Here is a 17,392-nt window from a genome sequence, read left to right on the forward strand (position 1 = left end):
GAGCGGTTCTGAGACCTGTGGCGCCGCATGACACACGCCGCCTCCCCCCGTAGGCGGCCTATGTCGTGAGGGATGGGTCGGCCTCACCCTTCGTGGTTGAGGCCGACCATCACCCTGGGAGTATACCGGCGACTGCATGGCGCCTGGCGATGACTATCAGGAAGCGGCTGCCAAGGCCTGAGTCATGTGAATCACCGCGCCGGCTCCGTCGCTTTTCGATACCCAGTCTTCTGAACGTAGCGGATACTCAAGGCCAGCCAGATAGCATCAAAGAAGCTGTCACGACATCGCCCTAGATCGCAGGCATCTGGTCGCTTCCGGCACCGTAGAGCCCGCGACGTACTGGCACCTGACGCTTCGGGGTGCTGCTCCTACCCACCGGGCAGCAGGTGTGCGACTTCCAATGGCGATTTGACTTCCGCTGGTGTCCCAGGTCACCTGCGGGCGGCCCCTACGTAAGTTGTGATGGTCGCGAGGCTGTGCGTCTTCCAGAGTCGCCGTGTGGGCCTACCACGTGCTGAGGCATCCGGTGCGAGGAGAGCCAGGCCGGAAGTCGAGGCGATTGGGGAAGGGTACTTGCGCTCCAGGAAAGCATGGATCGCTTCCTGTACCGATGCCCTTGCAGCCACAAACTGTCCGCGTCGTTGAGGCAGAAGAAGTCAATGTCCTCGCCAGCTTCGAGGCGCCCCCGGCACCGCCCGCATGTCCGACGAGCCCAGTTCGACGCAGCGGAAGCGATAGCGGCCGGTATCGCCCTGCCCGTCACGACCGCCCAGTGGGGATGAAGGCGGCAGAGGGGGCTACGTCGGTGACGGTCATCAGGGAGGCGTGGAGCGGCGGGCCGTCGAGGCAGGCGGCACCGGACGTCAGCCGCCCTCCGCGGGTCCGCAGCCCGAACCCTGGGGACTCCACCTCGCTCATGCCGTCCCGACGGCGCCAGGCGCCAGCACAACCGCCGTTCCTGGCGCCACTGCTTGGGCCGGCACGCGACGAACCGAACGCCGTCCCGGGGCCGGGCTCCTGGCCCCAGCCTGTCACCACAGCGCCAACAGATCCTCTTCCCAGCCCGACCGGCGTCCCAGGGCATCAGGCCAGCGTGGGACCCAGACGACGCAGAACCGGGGATCAGAAGCTCGCACTGACGGCGCAATAGAACCCACGGCGGTCCAGGAAGCCGCGCAGAGCGGAAGCGCTTGAATGAGGCGACTCAGGCCTGTCAAGCACCGCTGGACGAGTCAGTTGACCGGCTTCGCATCGGCATTGCCCGCCATCTCGCCTGAAGTCGCGTCGTCCTCGCTCTCAGCCTGGGGTGGTGTGGCGAGCTCCTGCGTGGGCGGAGTCCGGACCAGCAGCGAGACGAGCACGGCCAGTCCGCCCAGCACCGCGCAGACACCAAACCCCCACCGGATACCCGTGGCCAGAGCTTCAGTGGCGCCGGCTGTTGAGGAGGCGGCAGCAGCTTGCCCCGACATGACGCTGACGACCAGAGCGGTTCCGGCCGCGGCCGCGACCTGTTGCAGCGATCCGAGGAGGGCCGAGCCATGCGAGTAGAGGTGCGGCGGCAGTACGGCAAGACCGGAGGTGAACACTGGGGTGAAGATGAACGCCAAGCCGACGCCCAGGGCCAGGTGCAGGACGAGCACCACCCACGGCGACGTCTGTTCGCCCACAAGTGCGAACAGTGTGAGGCACACTGCGACCACTACGACGCCGGGCACGACCAGTCGTGGTGCGCCGAGCCGGTCATAGAGCTTGCCGACCTTCGGCCCGAGCAGACCCATCGCCAGGCCGCCGGGCATCAGAAGCATCCCAGTCTGCAGCGAGGTCAGGCCAAGCACGTCCTGCAGGTACATCGGCAGCAGGATGAACGCGCCCATCAGCCCCATGAACGCAAGACATACGAGGCCGAGTGTCACGGAGAAATGGCGGTATGTCAGGGTGCGCAGGTCCAGCAGCGGTGCCGAGGAGCGCTGCAGCGACAACTGCCGCCACATGAACAGGCCCACCAATGCGGCACCTGCCACAGTCGTGGCCAGCGGCGGCAGTGGGGACTGGGCGGCTGCACCTGCACCGAGCTCGCTCAGGCCGTAGACGAGGGCGCCGAAGCCCAGTGCTGCCAGGACGACCGACAGCCAGTCGATCGGGCTGTCCTGTGGCTCACCGATGTTGACCATTTTGCGCAAGCCGAAAACGGTCATGGCGCCGGCGATCGGCAGCACCGCCAGGAACAGCAGCCGCCACGACCCGAGTTGCAGCACCACACCCGAGACCGCCGGGCCAAGGGCAGGGGCGACGGAGATGACGAGGGTGACGTTGCCCATGACCCGGCCGCGTTCCTGCGCCGGAACGAGGGTCATCAGTGTCGTCATGAGCAGCGGCATCATGACGGCGGTGCCGCTGGCTTGGATCACGCGGGCCGCCAGCAGCACCGGGAAGGCGGGGGCGGCCGCGGCGAGGGCCGTGCCGGCGAGGAACAGGGCCATGGCCAGGCCGAAGGCGGTCCGGGTTGAGACGCGCTGTAGGAACCATCCCGTCACCGGGATGACTACGGCCATGGTGAGCATGAACGCTGTTGACAGCCACCCGGCGGCCGTTGCGGTGACCTCGAACTCGCGCATGAGCCGTGGGATCGCGATGACCATGATGGTCTCGTTGAGCAGGACGACGAAGGTCGACAGGACGAGGATCCGCAGCACGACGGTGACGTGACTCGGTGACAGCGTGGGAGCTGCCTGTGATGGGGACATGGTGCCTTCCGTCATGGGTGTGCTGCGCAGGTGGTGGGACACACCGGTAAGCCGCGGTGATCTTCTCCCCGCCACGAATGGTCCTGTCCGGACCGCCCCGGCGTGATCGACTGCCCAGGAATGGCCAGGCGTTGGGAGCACAGGGTTGATTTTCGCCGGTACACATGCCCACTCGCCAGTGCGAGGCGGCATTACGCCCATCTTTCGCTTGCACAAGGCTCGCGAGCCAGCCGGCCCTTGGCCCGAGCAAGCGGGTGACATTGAACAGGACGGCGCCGTTCGCAATCCTCATCCCTCCGCTGACACCATTCGGCGACGAGGGAGAAGTCTGACTGCTCTACAGTTCACCGCAAACCGCTCTCGTGCGGAACCAGAGGGCCCTGAAACCCCAACGCCCTGGCGGTGAGCAGGGCTGCGTCTCGTGCGCAGGGACAATGTTTCACGCCGCAGTTCGTTGACACGTATGACCAGGCGTCGTTGTTGGGCTTCTAAGGTCGACAGCCGGCAGGTATGCGGTGAGGGGAGAGACCATGCAGACACTGCTGCGGGGCGGCCGGGTCATCGATCCGGCCAATGGGTTCGACGAACCGGCGGATGTGCTGGTGGCCGACAGGAAGATCTGCGCTGTCGGGGCCGGGCTTGCCATTCCGCCGAACACGACGGTGGTCGATGTCGCCGGGCTCATCGTGGGGCCCGGTTTTATTGATCTGCACAGCCACGTGCACTCGATTGCCGGGCACCGGCTGCAGGCGATGGATGGTGTGACCACAGCCCTCGATCTCGAGGCCGGGTTGATGCCGGTCGAACGAGCCTACACCGAGGCGGCTGCGGCGGGACGTCCGCTTCACTACGGTTTCTCCGCGTCGTGGGGTGGTGCGCGGGCGCAGGTTCTTGCTGGTATTGCGCCGGATGCCCGAGTCGAGTCAGTGCTAGCGGTGTTGGGTAACCCGCGTTGGCAGCGGTCCTCGTCCCCACGCGAGCTGGCTGCGTGGCTTTCCCTCTTGGAAGATGAGCTGACCAGCGGCGCGCTCGGGATCGGTGTTCTCATGGGCTACGCGCCGGCGACCGAGCCCGCTGAGTTCCTCGCCGTCGCACGCCTGGCAGCGAAGGCTGGGGTACCGACTTTCACGCACGTCCGTGAGCTGGTCGAAATGGACCCGGTCACCCCCATCGACGGGTCCACTGAAATCGCGATCGCTGCGGCCGAGACCGGCGGCGCCATGCACCACTGCCACGTGAACAGCACCTCCGGCCGGCACCTTGATCGAGTACTTGGCACGCTCGAGGAATCGCGGCAGGCTGGTTCGCGGGTGACCGTGGAAGCGTATCCGTATGGGGCAGGCAGCACGGCGATCGGCGCGGCTTTCCTCACCCCGGAGCGGCTACGCCTGAAGGGATTGAGCCCGACGAGCGTCATCATGGTCGAGACGGGTGAGCGGATCAGCGACGCGGCCCGTCTGCTCCAACTGCGCGAGAAGGACCCGGGCGCACCGTGTCTTCTTGAGTTCCTCAACGAGCGCACCCCTGGCGACCGTGCCTTGATGCAGCAGGCGCTCGCATTCCCGGACGCCGTCGTCGCCAGCGACGCGATGCCGGTGCACTGGCCGGACGGCAGCCGCGACAGCCCACACTGGCCGCTACCACCTGGCGGATCGACGCATCCACGCACTGCGGGGACCTTCAGCAAGGCACTGCGTCTGATGGTGCGGGAAACCGGATCCTGGACATGGCTGGAGGCATTCAGGCGCTGTTCCTACCTCCCAGCGCGGATCCTTGACGACGTCGCGCCCACTGCATGCGCCAAGGGGCATCTCGGGGTCGGCGCTGACGCAGACCTCGTGGTACTCGATCCCCAGACGGTCACCGACGCGGCCACCTACGCCGACCCCACACGACCGTCCCGTGGAGTCCGGCACCTGTACGTTGCCGGAGAGCCCGTGGTCTCGGCAGGCGCCCTACGACCTGATGCGCTCCCCGGCCGTCCGCTGCGAGGGGAGCCACGGTGACAGCGCCGGACATCGGTGCTCTGCTCGTCGACGCACCTGTTCCCAGCTGAAGTCTGCTCGTCGTCTGCGGTCGCGGTGACTGATCGAGGATCTGCTGCAGCCCGGGGGGCACTGAGTATCGAGACCACAGATATCGACACGGTCTTGGTGGGGCGTGTTGGTGTGGCCTTTGGCCTTCCCCTAACTGGTCAACTAGCGCCCTGACAACGACTCGGCCTGTTGGCCGGCAGCAGGTTCGCTGACTGGAGATTTGCCGGGGGCTGATCGGAGATGTTGGCGTAGGGGCTAGCGATGTTGGCCATGGCTGGTGGCATCGCAATGGTGCACGCTGTGGGCACCGGTGCGTGGCACGGGATCGGCCCAATTCAGGCGACCCCCGAACCAGTCCGACTCCCTAACCAGATGGACTTTGTACCCTCAGAACCGCCTGCCGCATTGTTCCAGGCACTTGTCGAGCCACGCGGTGTGACGCGCACGCAGGTCAGCGGCAGTGAGGTCGGTGCGACCGAGGTCGTGGTAGTTCGGAAGCCAAGTTTCCACGTCGCGGTGAGAGTTCGTGAGGGCGAACAGATCCCAGAGCTCCATGTCAGGGACCGCTTCGCGGGCCTCCTCCTGGTACGCGAGCAGGAATGCCTCGGCTGCTGCTGAGCCGTGCAGCAGGTACAGATCCAGCCGACACCAGCTGACATCGAAGCCTCGGGGCGCTCGGGAAGCCCCAGACCAGTCGACGATGCCACTGAGCGTCCCGCCCTGCCACAGGACATTGCCCGACCAGAAGTCATAGTGCGTCAATACTGGTCGCTGCTCGGCAAGACGCTGACGGTGGGTGGCCAAGACCGTCGCACCTGGGCCCGTCCCTTTCACAGACCCGGACGAAGCGCTAGCCGCCGCCATACCATTGCGAAGCGTGGCGACCCGGGCGGCCGGGACGGCGTGAACCCGGGCCAGCGCGCGTCCGAGCTGAGTCGCCGCAGATGCAGGGGCGGTCGGCATGATGTCAGCTTCACCGGGAAGGCGGGTGATCAGGACGGCCGGCCCGCCGCACCGACGGCCGTCCGGGTCGACGGCCACCAGCCTCGGCGCCCAACCGTCCAGACCGTCCAACACCGACAGTACGCGTGCCTCGTATGCGGCCGCGCCGTCACCGCAAGGGAAGCGTCGCAATACGAGCTGCCCGCAGGGGCCTTCGGTCCGCAGCAGATGCGTAGTGGCATGGGCGCCTCCAGCAAGCTGGCGTACGACGTGCGTGGGTGCGGAGGAGCCTGCTGCCTCGCCCGCCCAGGCGAGGGCCCCTGGCGGGGGGCTGGTGTCGATCACGACCACATACTGCACGATCACCGCCGGTGTAGCCATCGGGTGCTTCTCAGTCAATACCTGCCCGGGTTACGGTGCTCCCGCTGTCCAGGGCGAGGGCGTGAAGCCGGTGGACTGGTCGAGTTGGACCGGAGTTTTCCTCATCCGGCTCCAACTCCTATGCAGGACGGGCTTGGTGGCCTGGCCGGCGCCGGATGAACTGAGACCGTGGGTCCTACAGCCGGGCGCCGAAAGGAGCGTTGTTTCCGCATCGACCAGGGTCCCTCGACGGCTTTCCGCTTGGCCATGAGTAGCCTCACCAGCCTCCCGTCCTTCCGGGCAGCTCCCTTACTGCCGGTCTTGCAGACTCGAGGACGGTGCCAAACCAGGCTGAGAACGGCGCACGCGATCGGAACTCCTTCAGTTGCGAGGGAGAGACGAACGCAGTCTCGCGGACTTCTTCTGGATCAGGTCGGGGGGTGTCTCTCACAATGCCGACGAAGAGATGGTTGAACTCTTGCTCAACCAGGCCTGAGGAGGGGTCCGGGTGGTTGTAACGTACAGTCCCTGCCTGCCTCAGCAGGTGAGGCGAAATACCCAACTCTTCATGAGTACGTCTTGTAGCAGCCGTGAAGGGTGATTCTCCTGGATAAGGGTGCCCGCAGCATGTGTTGGACCAGACGCCGGGGGAGTGGTATTTGCCCAGTGCCCGGCGCTGAATGAGAAGCCGTCCGTGGTTGTCGAAGAGAAACACGGAGAACGCCCTGTGCAACTTGCCTGGTGCTTGATGCGCTGAGAGCTTGTCGGACGTCCCTACAGTATTGCCTTCCTCGTCGACCAATTCGAGCATGATTGCGCTTGTTGAGCTGCCAGGATCGCTGCTCGTACGCATGTGTGATGTGTTTGGCATGACGGTCCAATGCCGGTTGAGTGGCTACAGGGAAAGTCAGAACGCCCCTTGCGGTGAACCGTCTCAAGTTCCGTGCACAGGGATTGTGTCTGCAGGTTACGTGCTGCTTACGGGCAGGAGTTGGGTGATTCTTTCCAATAGGCGCGCTATGTCATCGTCGGCCAGAACCCGAGCGCAGTCCTGCTCGCTGAGATACCCCTCGGCTACTGCCGAGGAGATGAACGTGAGTAGCGGTCCGTAATACCCTGCCGGGTCGACCAAGCCGATGGGCTTGCTGTGCAACCCCAGTTGACTCCAAGTCCATACTTCGAACAGCTCTTCCAAGGTGCCCAGACCGCCGGGTAGTACTAGAACTCCGTCGCAGAGTTCAAGCATCCGCGCTTTGCGCGAATGCATGTCTGGCACCACCTCAAGGCGCGTGAGTCCAGAGTGGGCCACCTCAGGCAGGAACAGCGCTTGGGGAATCACTCCGGTGACATCCCCGCCGCTGGCAAGAGCTGCGTCTGCGACTGCACCCATCAGGCCGAGATGGGCACCGCCGTACACCAAACCGATTCCCTGTTCGGCCATCAGCGTGCCCAGCGTATGAGCTGCGGCCTGATGGCGTGTGTCCCGTCCAGGGGAGGAGCCGCAGAAAACAGCCAGGCGCGGTCCCGAATGCTGTCCGCTTGTAGGTGCGGATTGCGGGGGCCCGGGGTCTAGATTTCGCACAGGGTCACCTCAGCGCCTCGCTCGGTGAGAGCCTGCAAGGTTGCCGCCATTTCTTGGCGTTGCTGACAGGAGTAGGCGAGATGGGCGGCCAGAACCTCCTGCACGAACTGATACCGCCACAGCCTTCCGGTCAGTCCGCGTAGCATCGTTGGGTTGAGTCCCTGACGTGCGCATATCTCGAGAACTTCCTGGTACCCGACAACTGACGCTACGTAAGGACGCACTGCCTCGATCGGCCACAGGTCAACTAGCTCATCTACCAGTGAACGCCCTGGCTCGCCGTACCCAAGCATGCGTTGGACCCGGCGCTCGACCTGTGCTTCGTAACGGTCCGGATCTCCTTCCAGCCAGCACTCGGCACTAAGCGACCGTCCGGCGAACCAATCGGTGCGTCGCGTTAGTTCGCGGAGCATGGAGATGGAGCCGCCCTCCAGGATTACATCCGAATGGGAGGTGCGAGCCAAGGTTGCTGTGAGTGCATCAACACATTCGGCTGCGTTGATGATTCCTTCAGTCAGCGGGCGGTGGTTGAGGTATACACGGCGAGTGCCCTTGAGTTCCTCTTCTGCTGGTCGTCCTGAACCGACCGTCAGTTCCGGATGACACTGAATACGGTCCAGGACAATGACAGGGCAAGAGAGCAAATGGGCCAGTTCCACGGAGCGAGCGGTCTTGCCTACGCCGGTTGGACCAAGAACAAGATGCAGTCGCGTATCCATTAGAGAGCACCGCAGGCCGGCGCATGACTGGGCTGCGCCCACCGAATACATTGTTCCGTTGCCCGATCGAGCCTGGCTGACTGCATGAGCTCTATAGTCCTTGTTGTCATAGTGACGTACATCTGTGCCAGCGTTGGCCTGCGCGACGACTGGGCTGGGCCAGAATGGTCCGCTCTCGCTGGCGACTTAGCATTGAGGGGATTGTTGCCTTCGGTAAATGCGCACGCGTACAAACTGCTTGCCATCACAACACACCCTTGGCATGCATGGCTATGCCACTGAGCGGCGTATTTGCGACGTGATCAAAATTCCGAGCACCGAGTTGACACCCTGCTGTGAGTTGGCGTCGATTGCATCCACATCGACACCGCGAGCGGCGCGTGAGAGTCCGGACCGAAGCTCGCCTCGACCTCCAACCGCTGTGGGAGGGGGAGACCTTGTAGGTTGCTCGGCTCGACCGGTTCTCCCACTCAGTGCTGCACCGTGTGACCCGCAGCGCGGATTTCCGCGAGCGTGGTATCGGGCTGTACGCCATCGAGCAGGGCCTCGTTACGTGCCGACGCCGTCGCCGGTGACAGCGGCAATCAGCTCGGTCTCCGCCCGTTGAGATCGCCGTCGGCGCGAACCGTGCGCAGCTGATCAGGATCACGGTGACGAGTCCCGGCCTCTCCGTCGGCGGCCGGTCCTTCGAGGGTGGCGAGGCGGTGGTCGATGTCGTTGGCCGCTTCGACGGTCACACGGTGAGCGTCGAACGCTCGGGTCCCGTAGATATCCAGGTCGACCAGGTGTTTCTGAAGACCGGTGAGGACGCCGAACGGGCCCTGGCCGCACTACCCGACTGGACGGTGGGCCACGCCAGGACGCTGGTCACGCACACCGAAAAGGATCCCAGGTCCTGAGCACGCTGCGGGGCCGGGGCGACGGTGTACGTCGCCCCGGCCCTGTTCGCCGTGTCAGACGCCCTCGGTCCGGGCCGCCGGGAGGCGGTAGTCCAGGTCCGCCTCGACAGTCGCCACGTCCATCAGCGCCTTCTGCAATGAACCAGAAAAGTCCCAGTTCATCGACTGCCAACGGGTGAACTGGTCGAGGACCCAGATGCCGGATTGACGGCTGTGGTTGCCGGACTTGCCGTTTCCGCCGAACGGGAGATGGGCCTCGGTGTCCGAGGTGGAGTTGTTCACGCGCACCATGCCGGCCCCGCCCCCCTTGCCGGAGCAAGATCAAGAACGGCCGCCGGGACCCCGTCGATCTCGGGGAGCATGTCCTGACATCACGGCTGTCCCCAAGAGCTGCCGCCGACCGGCTCAGCAGCAAAGCGCATGTCCCCTTCGACCTTGCTGAAGTCGCCTGCCGCGAACGCCTGCATCGGGATCGTGAAGTACATCGTTCCGTCGTCGCCCCAGCCCCAGCCGAGCTTCGCGTCCTCTGCGAGTTGGAGCAAATGGATTGCAGGGCCGTCGGCGTAGCGGTTGGTCACGGGGGACGCGTACGAGGTGTCGGGCCAGCCGAAAGCGCAGTGACTGCCAGCGGTGCTCGCGTCGAGGTCCCTCATCTAGTTGAGGATGACCGAGGGGCGCCCCCCCAATACTCACGGCTGTCGAATTCGACGTCGCCGTCCTTGACGTCCCAGCAGTCCGGAAGCATGGTCACCTCGGTCGCATGGACGGGTGTGGCCGGATAGCTCCGCGCCGGTTCGCGTGCAGCTGACTCGACCGCCCGTGCTGGATTGGCGGTAATCACGCCGCGATAGATCCAGATGCCGGTGCTTCTCGTACGGCACATCCGATCGAGATAGAAGAAGTTGAGCAGGCCTGGCCGCGTGGGCAGTTGGTCGCCGAGCCATGGGGCGAGGGCGTCGGTGTCGAGTATGGCGTGCAGGGACAGAGGGAAGCTGCCGAGGTTGGGCCAAGGGGTGCCCGGTTCGAGTAGGGCGGAGCCGCCGAGGCGGCATCGGCCAGTGGCTTGGAAGTCGAGTAGTGGAGAACCCTTTTCCAACTCGTGCTGATGCCGGGGCGGGTGTCCTGTCGCAGCGCACCCGTCAGACGATCGGCTTTCGACCTGATCGAGGTGACCGTCCGCGCCAAGGCGACTCCGAGAAGATCCTGCTCGACGCGGTCGTCTCCCATATCTGCGGGCTGCTCACCTCTTGACCTGCTCGGCAACCTTCTCGTCGATGCAGTCGGCGAGCCGTACCTCAAAGACGGTGTACTCGCAAATCTCGCCGTCTTTCTCGTACGTCCTGATGCCGTCGCCGAAGCGGCGCCGCACCGCCTCCAGCGCCGGTCCAACCTCGCGGGAGGCCGCCAGAGATGCGGGCGGCATGCCCAGCAGCACGTCGAGCAGGAGGCTGAAGCCTTCCGTCTCGTCGTCCTCGCCCTCCTCGCCGTGGACGACGAGGTCGGCCCGCCGCCGGACCTCGGCGGCGATCGAGTCGGCCGTTTCCGGGAGGCCGATCGCCTGCAGGGTCACCTCCGCCTGGTGCCGGGTGTCCCGGTAGATCTCATCGTCCTCCAGCACGGCCAGCAGGGTCGGCGTCGCGGGCGCCGCGGCCGCACCGGCCCGCTTGAGGGCGTACATCAGCCGGTACTTGGTCGACTCGTCACGGAACCAGTGGTCGGCGTCGTCCCGGGCCGGGAAGGGAAACGTGCGGAGCGCCGCGTGCACCGCCGGGACCGCGGCAGCGCCCCGTTCGCCCAAGGTGGCCGAGGTCAGCACGCCGAGAAAGTTGCCGATTCCGGGCAGGCTCGCGATGAGCTCCTCCGTCGTGGACTCGTTCTCGCCGGTGAAGTACGCCAGCAACCGCCCGGCGGACCCGTGGCCGTCGTGACGATCGAGCATCCGGTAAAGGGTGGTGGTGGCCTTGTCCTTGTCGATCTCCGCCAGCGCGATCACTGCGGCCTCCCGCGCCGCCGGGTCCGCACCGTTCACGATCAGGTCCGTCAGCGCGTCCACCGCCATGTCCGGGCAGACCGCGACCGGGGTGACGGCGTCACCGTGATCCTCCGACGCTCCGATGTAAAGATCATCTTCGTCTGGCATCCCCAAGGGATAGCACGTATCCGGTGTGCCCGGCGCCTCAGAATCCGGAGAACGACCGTGAGCGGCCCCGCCACCGCCCGCCGGTGGCAGCCCGCGTGTGGCGCGTTGAGCGTCCGGGCCAGATGCCGTACGCCGCGTGTTGGGCATGTGCGCGGCGGTGCCACGCCTTGGGGGCGTCCGCCATCGACACGCTGGCGCGGCCCGGTCACCGAGATGACCGACCTGGTTTACTCCCGCATCGATGCCAAACATCCGACGTGAAGAGATGCAGCCCGCCGGCTCCGAAGGGCCCGTGCAGCAGGGGTGCCCTTCCCCTGGGGTCTACTTCCCCTGGCCGTCGTCGTCATCGTCGAGGTGGACGGCGTCCGGGTCGCCCAACGGCCGCAGCCCGTCGACCGGTTGGGAGGCGGTGAAGTTGTAACGGCCCAGGCAGTTCAGGTTCCGGTGCTTGAGCGGGGACAGCCGGGCGACGCCCTCGTCGCGGATCTCGTGGCCTTCCGCGCGGAGCTGCGCAACAGCGGCGTCGAGGCAGCGAGTCGTCCAGAGAACGACCGCATGCAAAACGAGGCCCAGCGAGCCCAACTGATCTTCCATCCCGGTATGCCTGGTGGATGGTGCCCTTCTTGCCCGTGGCAGATGTCGCGGGCGAGCTTGTGGCGGGACTCCTGGACGGTGAGCTGCTTGTGCATCTGACGATGGTAGGTGTCATCCACGGGGTCGAAGACCGCCAGCAGGTGCAGCGTCTTGGCGATGCGCCCCTACTCGGCGAACGCCTGCTCCAGCGAGGTCGGATCCCCCTCGCGGCCGAACATCCGCAGCAGGTCGTAGGCCCGGACCTGGTTGGTGACCAGGGAGCCGGCCACCCGCAGCATGTCCGGCCACGCGGCCAGCACGTTCTTCACGTTCACCCGGTTGCCGGCCAACGCCTCTAGCGGCCCGTACCCGCCAACCTGTGAGTACTTGTTTCCGATCCTCGGTTCTGAGTTGCCTTGGGTTCTACGCTGGCGTGGTGTCCAAGGGCACCGGGCGGGCTGGGGAGAGGAACTGTCGGGCTTGTGGCGAACGGCTGAGGCCGGGGGCACGGCCTGATGCCTTGTTCTGTTCCGCGGCGTGTCGTGCCAGGCAGTGGCGTACGGAACGCCGGTTGCGCAAGCTCACGGCTGCCGCGCTGGGAGGTGCGGGCGAGGTTGAGTGTCCCGAGTGCGGGGCTCGGTGGGTGGCCGGCGTCGATCGGCGGTCGAACGCTGTCTACTGCTCGCGCCGGTGTGTGGTGAGGGCTTGGAGGCGCCGGAAGGAAACGTTCGGCGAGCGGGCACAGTGACCGCATCGCGAACGCATCCTGAGTCCAACTTCGTTCAAATATTGGTCACTTGCGGTCGTTTATTGTGATCTTCTGTTTTGCGGTCTGCCTCTCGGTGATGAGCGGGTCGTGTCCACGTCACGGGCTTCAGCTCCGTCCCCCGGCCCGCGTGGGTGGTGGAACACCATGGCGGAGGAGATCGACAAGGTCGGAAGTGTCAGTCAGCAGCGCTACGAGCAGATCGTGGCCGAGCTGCGGGAAGTGGTCGAGCAGCAGACGCAGGGCCAGTTCACGATCGGGGACCGCGCGCTGGAGGTCGAGCCGATGCGCCGGCCCGAGGATGGCAGTCAAGCTCTGCCGGGCCAGGATCTGTTCACGGTTCGCCAGGCCCTGACCAGGCTCGCGCAGGACATCGGCCTGAAGCGAAGCACGGTGGAGAACGCGCGGTGGACAGCGTCGCGCTGGCCGAAGGAGCATCGTCAGGCGGGGGTGTCGTTCACGGTTCACCGGGTCCTGGGCAGCATTCCTGACGAGGAAGAGCGGTTCGCCGAGATTAAGACCCCTCCCGAGGGCAAGAGCCGGTGGACGGTCGACGACGCCAACCGGCGGGTCGGGCGCCAGGTCGAGAGCCCGGCCTCTCCGCAGGAGAAGATCACTGCGATCTACTCCCTGGCCCGGGACGAGGATGCCGCTGCGGCGGTGACCACCGACTTCCTCAAGCGTCCGACGGTGGCAGCCAAAGTTCCCGCCCACGACAAGGTTCGGGTGGTGGAGGAGTTCACCCGGGAGGAAGACGTGGCCGTCACGGCGGTCACTGGTCTGCTGCGGCGTCCGGATGTCGCGTTCAAGGCGATGAGCGACGACACCGCCCGCCACCAGGTCAATCACGCCCAGGTCGAGCGGGGCCGGCAGGCCCGCGAGCACTTCAAGGACACCAGCCCCGTCGCCCCGGCGGTCCGCCACGTCGACCGGACGGTGGAGTTCCTGGACCTGGTGACCGCGTGCCACGCGTTCGTGGCCGCGGCCGGCCGGGCGGTCCCCGGCCTGCGGGACCGCACCCTCGGTGAGGACGAGCGGACGATCGTGCACGAGAACGTGGCGAAGGTGCGAGCGACGCTGGACTGGATCGAGCAGGCCGTCGACACCGGCAAGGTCGATATGGACGGCGAGCTCGCCCGCATGCTGCGGGGCGAGTAGTCGTGCCCCGCGCCTCACGGCGCCCGGGTGAGGCCGCACGGCGGCATGCCGACACCCTCCGGTTCGTGCTGTTCGAAGCCAGGCCCGCGGGGCTGCTGTTTCACCAGTTGGTCCGCGCCAGCGACCTGTCTCCCAGCCAGGTGCGGGCGGGGCTTGCCTGCCTGCGCGACATCATCGCCGAAAACGGCTGGCCACCGCTGATCTGGACCAGGGCTGACGGCTACCAGCTCGGCGCCGAACGCGCCGCGCTTCAGGCATACGAACGATCCGTGCTCATCGAGAAGCTGACCGAGTTCCGCCGGTTCATCACCGGCACCGTTGCCCCCCATGCCGCCGCCCACCCGGGCGACAAATGGATCAAGCACATCGTCGCCCAGCTCAACTCCATCGAATCCACCCTCGATCTCGTCGTCTCTTCCTGACCACCAACAAGGGGCGCCCGGCCTGAGGCCGGGCGCCCCACCCCGACCCGGAGGGACCACCGCCATGCGTCAGCGTCGCTATCCCTCCGACACCACCAACGCCGAATGGGCCCTGATCGAACCGCTGTTGCCAGAGCTGGCCTGCGAGACACCCAGAGGTGGCCGGCCGGAGAAGCACCCGAGGCGGGAGGTCGTCGACGCGATCCGATATGTGGTCGACACCGGGTGCAAATGGAGGGCACTACCTGCGGATTTCCCGCCCTGGCGCACGGTCTGGGGCTTCATGGCACGCTGGGCGGCTGCCGGTGTGATCGGACAGATCCGCGACCACCTCGCCGGCCGGATCCGCCGCGAGATGGGAAAATGCCCCCGGGCGGTCGCCACCGTGATCGACTCCCAGAGCGTGAAAGCGGCCGAGACCGTCTCCAAGGCGACTCGCGGCTACGACGCGGGCAAGAAAATCAACGGCCGCAAACGCCACCTGGTCGTGGACACCCGCGGCCTGCCCCTCATAGTCATGGTCACCCCAGCCGACCTGCACGACGCCGCAGCCGCCAAGGAAGTCCTCTTCCGGCTCCGCCTGATGCACCCCGAGATCACCATCGTCTGGGCCGACTCCGCGTACGCCGGGAAACTCGTCGACTGGGCAAAACAGCACCTCAACCTCACGATCAAGCCGGTCAGCCGCCCCAAGGACGCCTCCGGCTTCGTCGTGCTGCCCCGCCGCTGGGTCGTCGAACGCAGCCTTGCGTGGATGATGCACGCCCGCCGCCACGCAAGGGACTACGAACGCCTCGTCCAGCACTCCGAAACTCTGATCACCTGGGCGGCCATCACCCTCATGACCAGGCGCCTGGCCCGGAAAGGCGCCACTCCCAGCTGGCCGAGGAAACCGGCGTCGGCCGACGGCTGACCGCATCGATCATGCCGCCGAGGGGACCGCTGCCGATCCGTAACTTCACCAGATGTCCGGGGTCGGGATTGCTTGACTGAAGTCGCCGGACCGGAGGGCTTTCGTGGGAATCGACCAGTGCATCAAGCCACCGTCACCGCCGATGCGCCACTCGTCCTGATCAGATAGCTGGAGCAGGTGATGGTAGAGGTTTGGGTCCTCACCATTCCGATAAAACGGTGAGCTTCCTGTCGGGAAGATAGGCCAGCCGAAGGCGAGGTTCTCCGCGATGATCGCTCCTGGCCGTGACGCCCAGTCGTTGTCGGGATCATGATGGTGGATGCTCGCGTAGTTCCTGATGTACTCGATGTCCTCGTCGTAGGCGTCCGGTTCCGCCCAGGGTGTTGTCCATGCCGGGTCAAAAAGGTCGGGGAAGGTAAATCCGGGTGAGGCCGCCCAGGGTATCGGTGCGAATACGCTGGAGCGGGCGGGGGGATCAACCTCGACGGCGTGTCCGGAACGGGTGGCGATCACCGCGCCCAACTTCGAGGCGTTCCAGCGGAATTTGCTCGCCACCTCGGCGGCGGCAGGGTCACACGGCTCGGAGTCGTAATCGAGGTAGAAGAAGTTGAGCAGGCCCGTTCCAGCCGGAATGAGGCCATCGAGCCAGGGAGCCAGAGCATCGGTGTCGAGGACCGCGAACAGGCTCAGTGGAACGCCTTCGCAGGTAGGCCAAGGCGTTCCCGGCTCGAGCAGAGGACGACCACCGAATCGACTGTTCCCGGCCGCCTCGCCTGGCGCGGCTCTGGTCAGTTCGAACCCAGGCCGGGCAAGGCTGACGACGCGGGCGGCGAGCTCCGCGCCAAAGCGAGCAGTGCAGAATTCGTGCAGTGCGGCACGTGTTGTTGTTGGCTCCACACCGGGCATCTAAGCATCCGCCTGTGACAACCCTCTCCCACCCTGCCGTGGATGCCTCCAGAGCGAGACCGTCGAGCTGGGTAATCAGGCAGTCCCTGCAGAAGAACTGCATCCAGTCTGGACTGCGCTCACCCGGTCAGCATCACCGGACGCAGCTGCGAATGTCCGCACTGTCACCACCGGTAAGGCCCGGATTGAAAACACGCACTGACTGAGCGCGCTAGTTGTCCAGTGAGCGCACGATCTGGCCGGTTGAGTGCCCGGCTGTGACCGAGCGCTTCAGTTGGCGAGTGAGCGATTGAGTTGGCGGGGCCGATGCTCACATTTCGGTGCTTGACCGACGCGAGGGAGCGCATGCCGGTGAGGGCCTCGCCGCGCAGGCCGCCGACAACTACGGTGCTGGGGTGACTGATCTTGTGGCACGTGCTGGTTGGCGGCGAACGCTCTTTTGAACAGCTGGTGACGCCAGCGGTCGGCCGGGCGGTCCCAAACCGAGGAGACGCCCTCGGCGATGACAGTGTTGATCGGGCTGGTGCGGATGGCACATCTCGCGTCCCTGCCCCAAGACCGCCGCCGACGGCTGCTACTTCTGCGACGACTTCCAGAGCGACCGGCACTTCCTACCCATCCATCGCGACGCCCTCGCCCGAACCCGCGAACTGCAAGCTCACGCCACGGCCGCCGGCCGCTCTCGTGCAGTCGACGTGAACGCACGGCTGGCCACGGCCGTCCAGCACCTCATCGCGCGCATCACCGAACAGGAACATGACGGACTGTCCCCGGTGTCCGACGACTTCCCCGGCGGCCGGGTCGAGACGGAGAGGGCAGAAGATGCGGGCTGACAACTCGTCACGTCTGGTCCAGGCCGCGCAACAGCGCCGCCTGGACTGCATCGCGTGTGTCCAGGCTGTCCTGGAGGCCCTGGAACGCGATGGCGGAGCGGTCACCGTCGCTGGCGTCGCCGCCCGGGCAGGCGTCTCCCGGACCTTTCTCTTCTCTACGACGCGGCCCAGACGACGCTGCTGGCCAGGCTGCGAGACCTCGCGAACAGGCTGCCCGCCACTGGGCGACCGGCTTTGCCCGATCATCAGCGGATCAGCACCAAGTCACACGAATCGGTGGCACGAGCGCTCCGGGAAGCCGACCGAAAACTGCACGTGGAGAACGAGCGGCTCCGCAACGAACTCGCCGGCTCGGACAGCTCCGCGACCTCCGTCGAGGCCAGGACGCCTCTGCGT

17 protein-coding genes and 1 pseudogene are annotated in these 17,392 nt (G+C 65.9%); 6 read left to right on the forward strand and 12 right to left on the reverse strand.

Annotation, left to right across the window (positions count from 1 at the left end):
* Nucleotides 1-1,235 precede the first annotated feature (1,235 nt).
* Nucleotides 1,236-2,696, reverse strand: coding sequence for a DHA2 family efflux MFS transporter permease subunit (locus ACZ7L5_RS42770; protein WP_471524237.1), 1,461 nt, complete (start codon nucleotides 2,694-2,696; stop codon nucleotides 1,236-1,238).
* A gap of 566 nt (nucleotides 2,697-3,262) precedes the next feature.
* On the opposite strand from ACZ7L5_RS42770, the gene ACZ7L5_RS42775 reads away from it, so the two are divergent.
* Nucleotides 3,263-4,753, forward strand: a complete 1,491-nt coding sequence (locus tag ACZ7L5_RS42775) for an amidohydrolase family protein (RefSeq protein ID WP_471524239.1) — start codon at nucleotides 3,263-3,265, stop codon at nucleotides 4,751-4,753.
* Nucleotides 4,754-5,170: 417 nt separating this feature from the next.
* Here the strand turns inward: ACZ7L5_RS42775 and ACZ7L5_RS42780 are convergent, their stop codons facing one another.
* The 5 genes from ACZ7L5_RS42780 to ACZ7L5_RS42800 form a co-directional block, all read right to left on the reverse strand.
* On the reverse strand, nucleotides 5,171-6,106 hold the full coding sequence (locus ACZ7L5_RS42780) for a phosphotransferase family protein (protein WP_471524241.1): 936 nt from the start codon (nucleotides 6,104-6,106) through the stop codon (nucleotides 5,171-5,173).
* 256 nt (nucleotides 6,107-6,362) lie between these two features.
* Nucleotides 6,363-6,956 carry an isopentenyl-diphosphate Delta-isomerase gene (idi, locus tag ACZ7L5_RS42785; RefSeq protein ID WP_471524243.1) on the reverse strand — a complete coding sequence of 198 codons (594 nt, stop codon included), beginning with the start codon at nucleotides 6,954-6,956 and terminating at the stop codon, nucleotides 6,363-6,365.
* A gap of 96 nt (nucleotides 6,957-7,052) precedes the next feature.
* Nucleotides 7,053-7,601: an LOG family protein gene (locus tag ACZ7L5_RS42790; protein ID WP_471524359.1), complete on the reverse strand. Its 549-nt coding sequence runs from the start codon at nucleotides 7,599-7,601 to the stop codon at nucleotides 7,053-7,055.
* Between the two features lie 53 nt (nucleotides 7,602-7,654).
* Nucleotides 7,655-8,437, reverse strand: coding sequence for an isopentenyl transferase family protein (locus ACZ7L5_RS42795; RefSeq protein ID WP_471524245.1), 783 nt, complete (start codon nucleotides 8,435-8,437; stop codon nucleotides 7,655-7,657).
* A 533-nt stretch (nucleotides 8,438-8,970) separates the two neighbouring features.
* Complete coding sequence (locus ACZ7L5_RS42800; protein WP_471524247.1) at nucleotides 8,971-9,123, reverse strand: hypothetical protein; 153 nt, start codon at nucleotides 9,121-9,123, stop codon at nucleotides 8,971-8,973.
* A 3-nt stretch (nucleotides 9,124-9,126) separates the two neighbouring features.
* On the opposite strand from ACZ7L5_RS42800, the gene ACZ7L5_RS42805 reads away from it, so the two are divergent.
* Complete coding sequence (locus tag ACZ7L5_RS42805) at nucleotides 9,127-9,285, forward strand: hypothetical protein (protein WP_471524249.1); 159 nt, start codon at nucleotides 9,127-9,129, stop codon at nucleotides 9,283-9,285.
* A 54-nt stretch (nucleotides 9,286-9,339) separates the two neighbouring features.
* Here the strand turns inward: ACZ7L5_RS42805 and ACZ7L5_RS42810 are convergent, their stop codons facing one another.
* From ACZ7L5_RS42810 to ACZ7L5_RS42830, 5 genes and pseudogenes are all read right to left on the reverse strand, one after another.
* Entirely contained in the window at nucleotides 9,340-9,576 is a 237-nt protein-coding gene (locus ACZ7L5_RS42810; protein ID WP_471524251.1) for an aldehyde dehydrogenase family protein, read from the reverse strand.
* Nucleotides 9,577-9,656: 80 nt separating this feature from the next.
* Nucleotides 9,657-9,863: a DUF1963 domain-containing protein gene (locus tag ACZ7L5_RS42815; RefSeq protein WP_471524253.1), complete on the reverse strand. Its 207-nt coding sequence runs from the start codon at nucleotides 9,861-9,863 to the stop codon at nucleotides 9,657-9,659.
* A gap of 71 nt (nucleotides 9,864-9,934) precedes the next feature.
* Nucleotides 9,935-10,381, reverse strand: a complete 447-nt coding sequence (locus tag ACZ7L5_RS42820; protein WP_471524255.1) for a DUF1963 domain-containing protein — start codon at nucleotides 10,379-10,381, stop codon at nucleotides 9,935-9,937.
* Nucleotides 10,382-10,525: 144 nt separating this feature from the next.
* Nucleotides 10,526-11,425, reverse strand: coding sequence for a hypothetical protein (locus tag ACZ7L5_RS42825; protein WP_471524257.1), 900 nt, complete (start codon nucleotides 11,423-11,425; stop codon nucleotides 10,526-10,528).
* A 321-nt stretch (nucleotides 11,426-11,746) separates the two neighbouring features.
* Nucleotides 11,747-12,507: pseudogene (locus ACZ7L5_RS42830) on the reverse strand (Tn3 family transposase).
* 404 nt (nucleotides 12,508-12,911) lie between these two features.
* Here ACZ7L5_RS42830 and ACZ7L5_RS42835 point away from each other — a divergent pair.
* From ACZ7L5_RS42835 to ACZ7L5_RS42845, 3 genes are all read left to right on the forward strand, one after another.
* Nucleotides 12,912-13,922 (forward strand): DUF6192 family protein, encoded by a 1,011-nt coding sequence (locus ACZ7L5_RS42835; protein ID WP_471524259.1) that lies wholly within the window; start codon nucleotides 12,912-12,914, stop codon nucleotides 13,920-13,922.
* 2 nt (nucleotides 13,923-13,924) lie between these two features.
* On the forward strand, nucleotides 13,925-14,344 hold the full coding sequence (locus ACZ7L5_RS42840; protein ID WP_471524261.1) for a RacP protein: 420 nt from the start codon (nucleotides 13,925-13,927) through the stop codon (nucleotides 14,342-14,344).
* A gap of 64 nt (nucleotides 14,345-14,408) precedes the next feature.
* On the forward strand, nucleotides 14,409-15,257 hold the full coding sequence (locus tag ACZ7L5_RS42845) for an IS5 family transposase (RefSeq protein WP_471524263.1): 849 nt from the start codon (nucleotides 14,409-14,411) through the stop codon (nucleotides 15,255-15,257).
* 45 nt (nucleotides 15,258-15,302) lie between these two features.
* Here ACZ7L5_RS42845 and ACZ7L5_RS42850 read toward each other — a convergent pair whose 3' ends face one another.
* Nucleotides 15,303-16,163 (reverse strand): DUF1963 domain-containing protein, encoded by an 861-nt coding sequence (locus tag ACZ7L5_RS42850; protein WP_471524265.1) that lies wholly within the window; start codon nucleotides 16,161-16,163, stop codon nucleotides 15,303-15,305.
* 695 nt (nucleotides 16,164-16,858) lie between these two features.
* On the opposite strand from ACZ7L5_RS42850, the gene ACZ7L5_RS42855 reads away from it, so the two are divergent.
* Complete coding sequence (locus ACZ7L5_RS42855) at nucleotides 16,859-16,996, forward strand: hypothetical protein (RefSeq protein WP_471524267.1); 138 nt, start codon at nucleotides 16,859-16,861, stop codon at nucleotides 16,994-16,996.
* The last annotated feature ends 396 nt before the right edge of the window (nucleotides 16,997-17,392 follow it).

The organism is Streptomyces sp. NPDC107528 (assembly GCF_055639295.1).

Coding starts and splice junctions, on each gene's coding strand:
- ACZ7L5_RS42780 (WP_471524241.1), bottom strand. CDS start 6,106: ATGGCTACACCGGCGGTGATCGTGCAGTATGTGGTCGTGATCGACACC.
- idi (WP_471524243.1), bottom strand. CDS start 6,956: ATGCCAAACACATCACACATGCGTACGAGCAGCGATCCTGGCAGCTCA.
- ACZ7L5_RS42795 (WP_471524245.1), bottom strand. CDS start 8,437: ATGTATTCGGTGGGCGCAGCCCAGTCATGCGCCGGCCTGCGGTGCTCT.
- ACZ7L5_RS42810 (WP_471524251.1), bottom strand. CDS start 9,576: ATGGTGCGCGTGAACAACTCCACCTCGGACACCGAGGCCCATCTCCCG.
- ACZ7L5_RS42825 (WP_471524257.1), bottom strand. CDS start 11,425: ATGCCAGACGAAGATGATCTTTACATCGGAGCGTCGGAGGATCACGGT.
- ACZ7L5_RS42835 (WP_471524259.1), top strand. CDS start 12,912: ATGGCGGAGGAGATCGACAAGGTCGGAAGTGTCAGTCAGCAGCGCTAC.
- ACZ7L5_RS42845 (WP_471524263.1), top strand. CDS start 14,409: ATGCGTCAGCGTCGCTATCCCTCCGACACCACCAACGCCGAATGGGCC.
- ACZ7L5_RS42850 (WP_471524265.1), bottom strand. CDS start 16,163: ATGCCCGGTGTGGAGCCAACAACAACACGTGCCGCACTGCACGAATTC.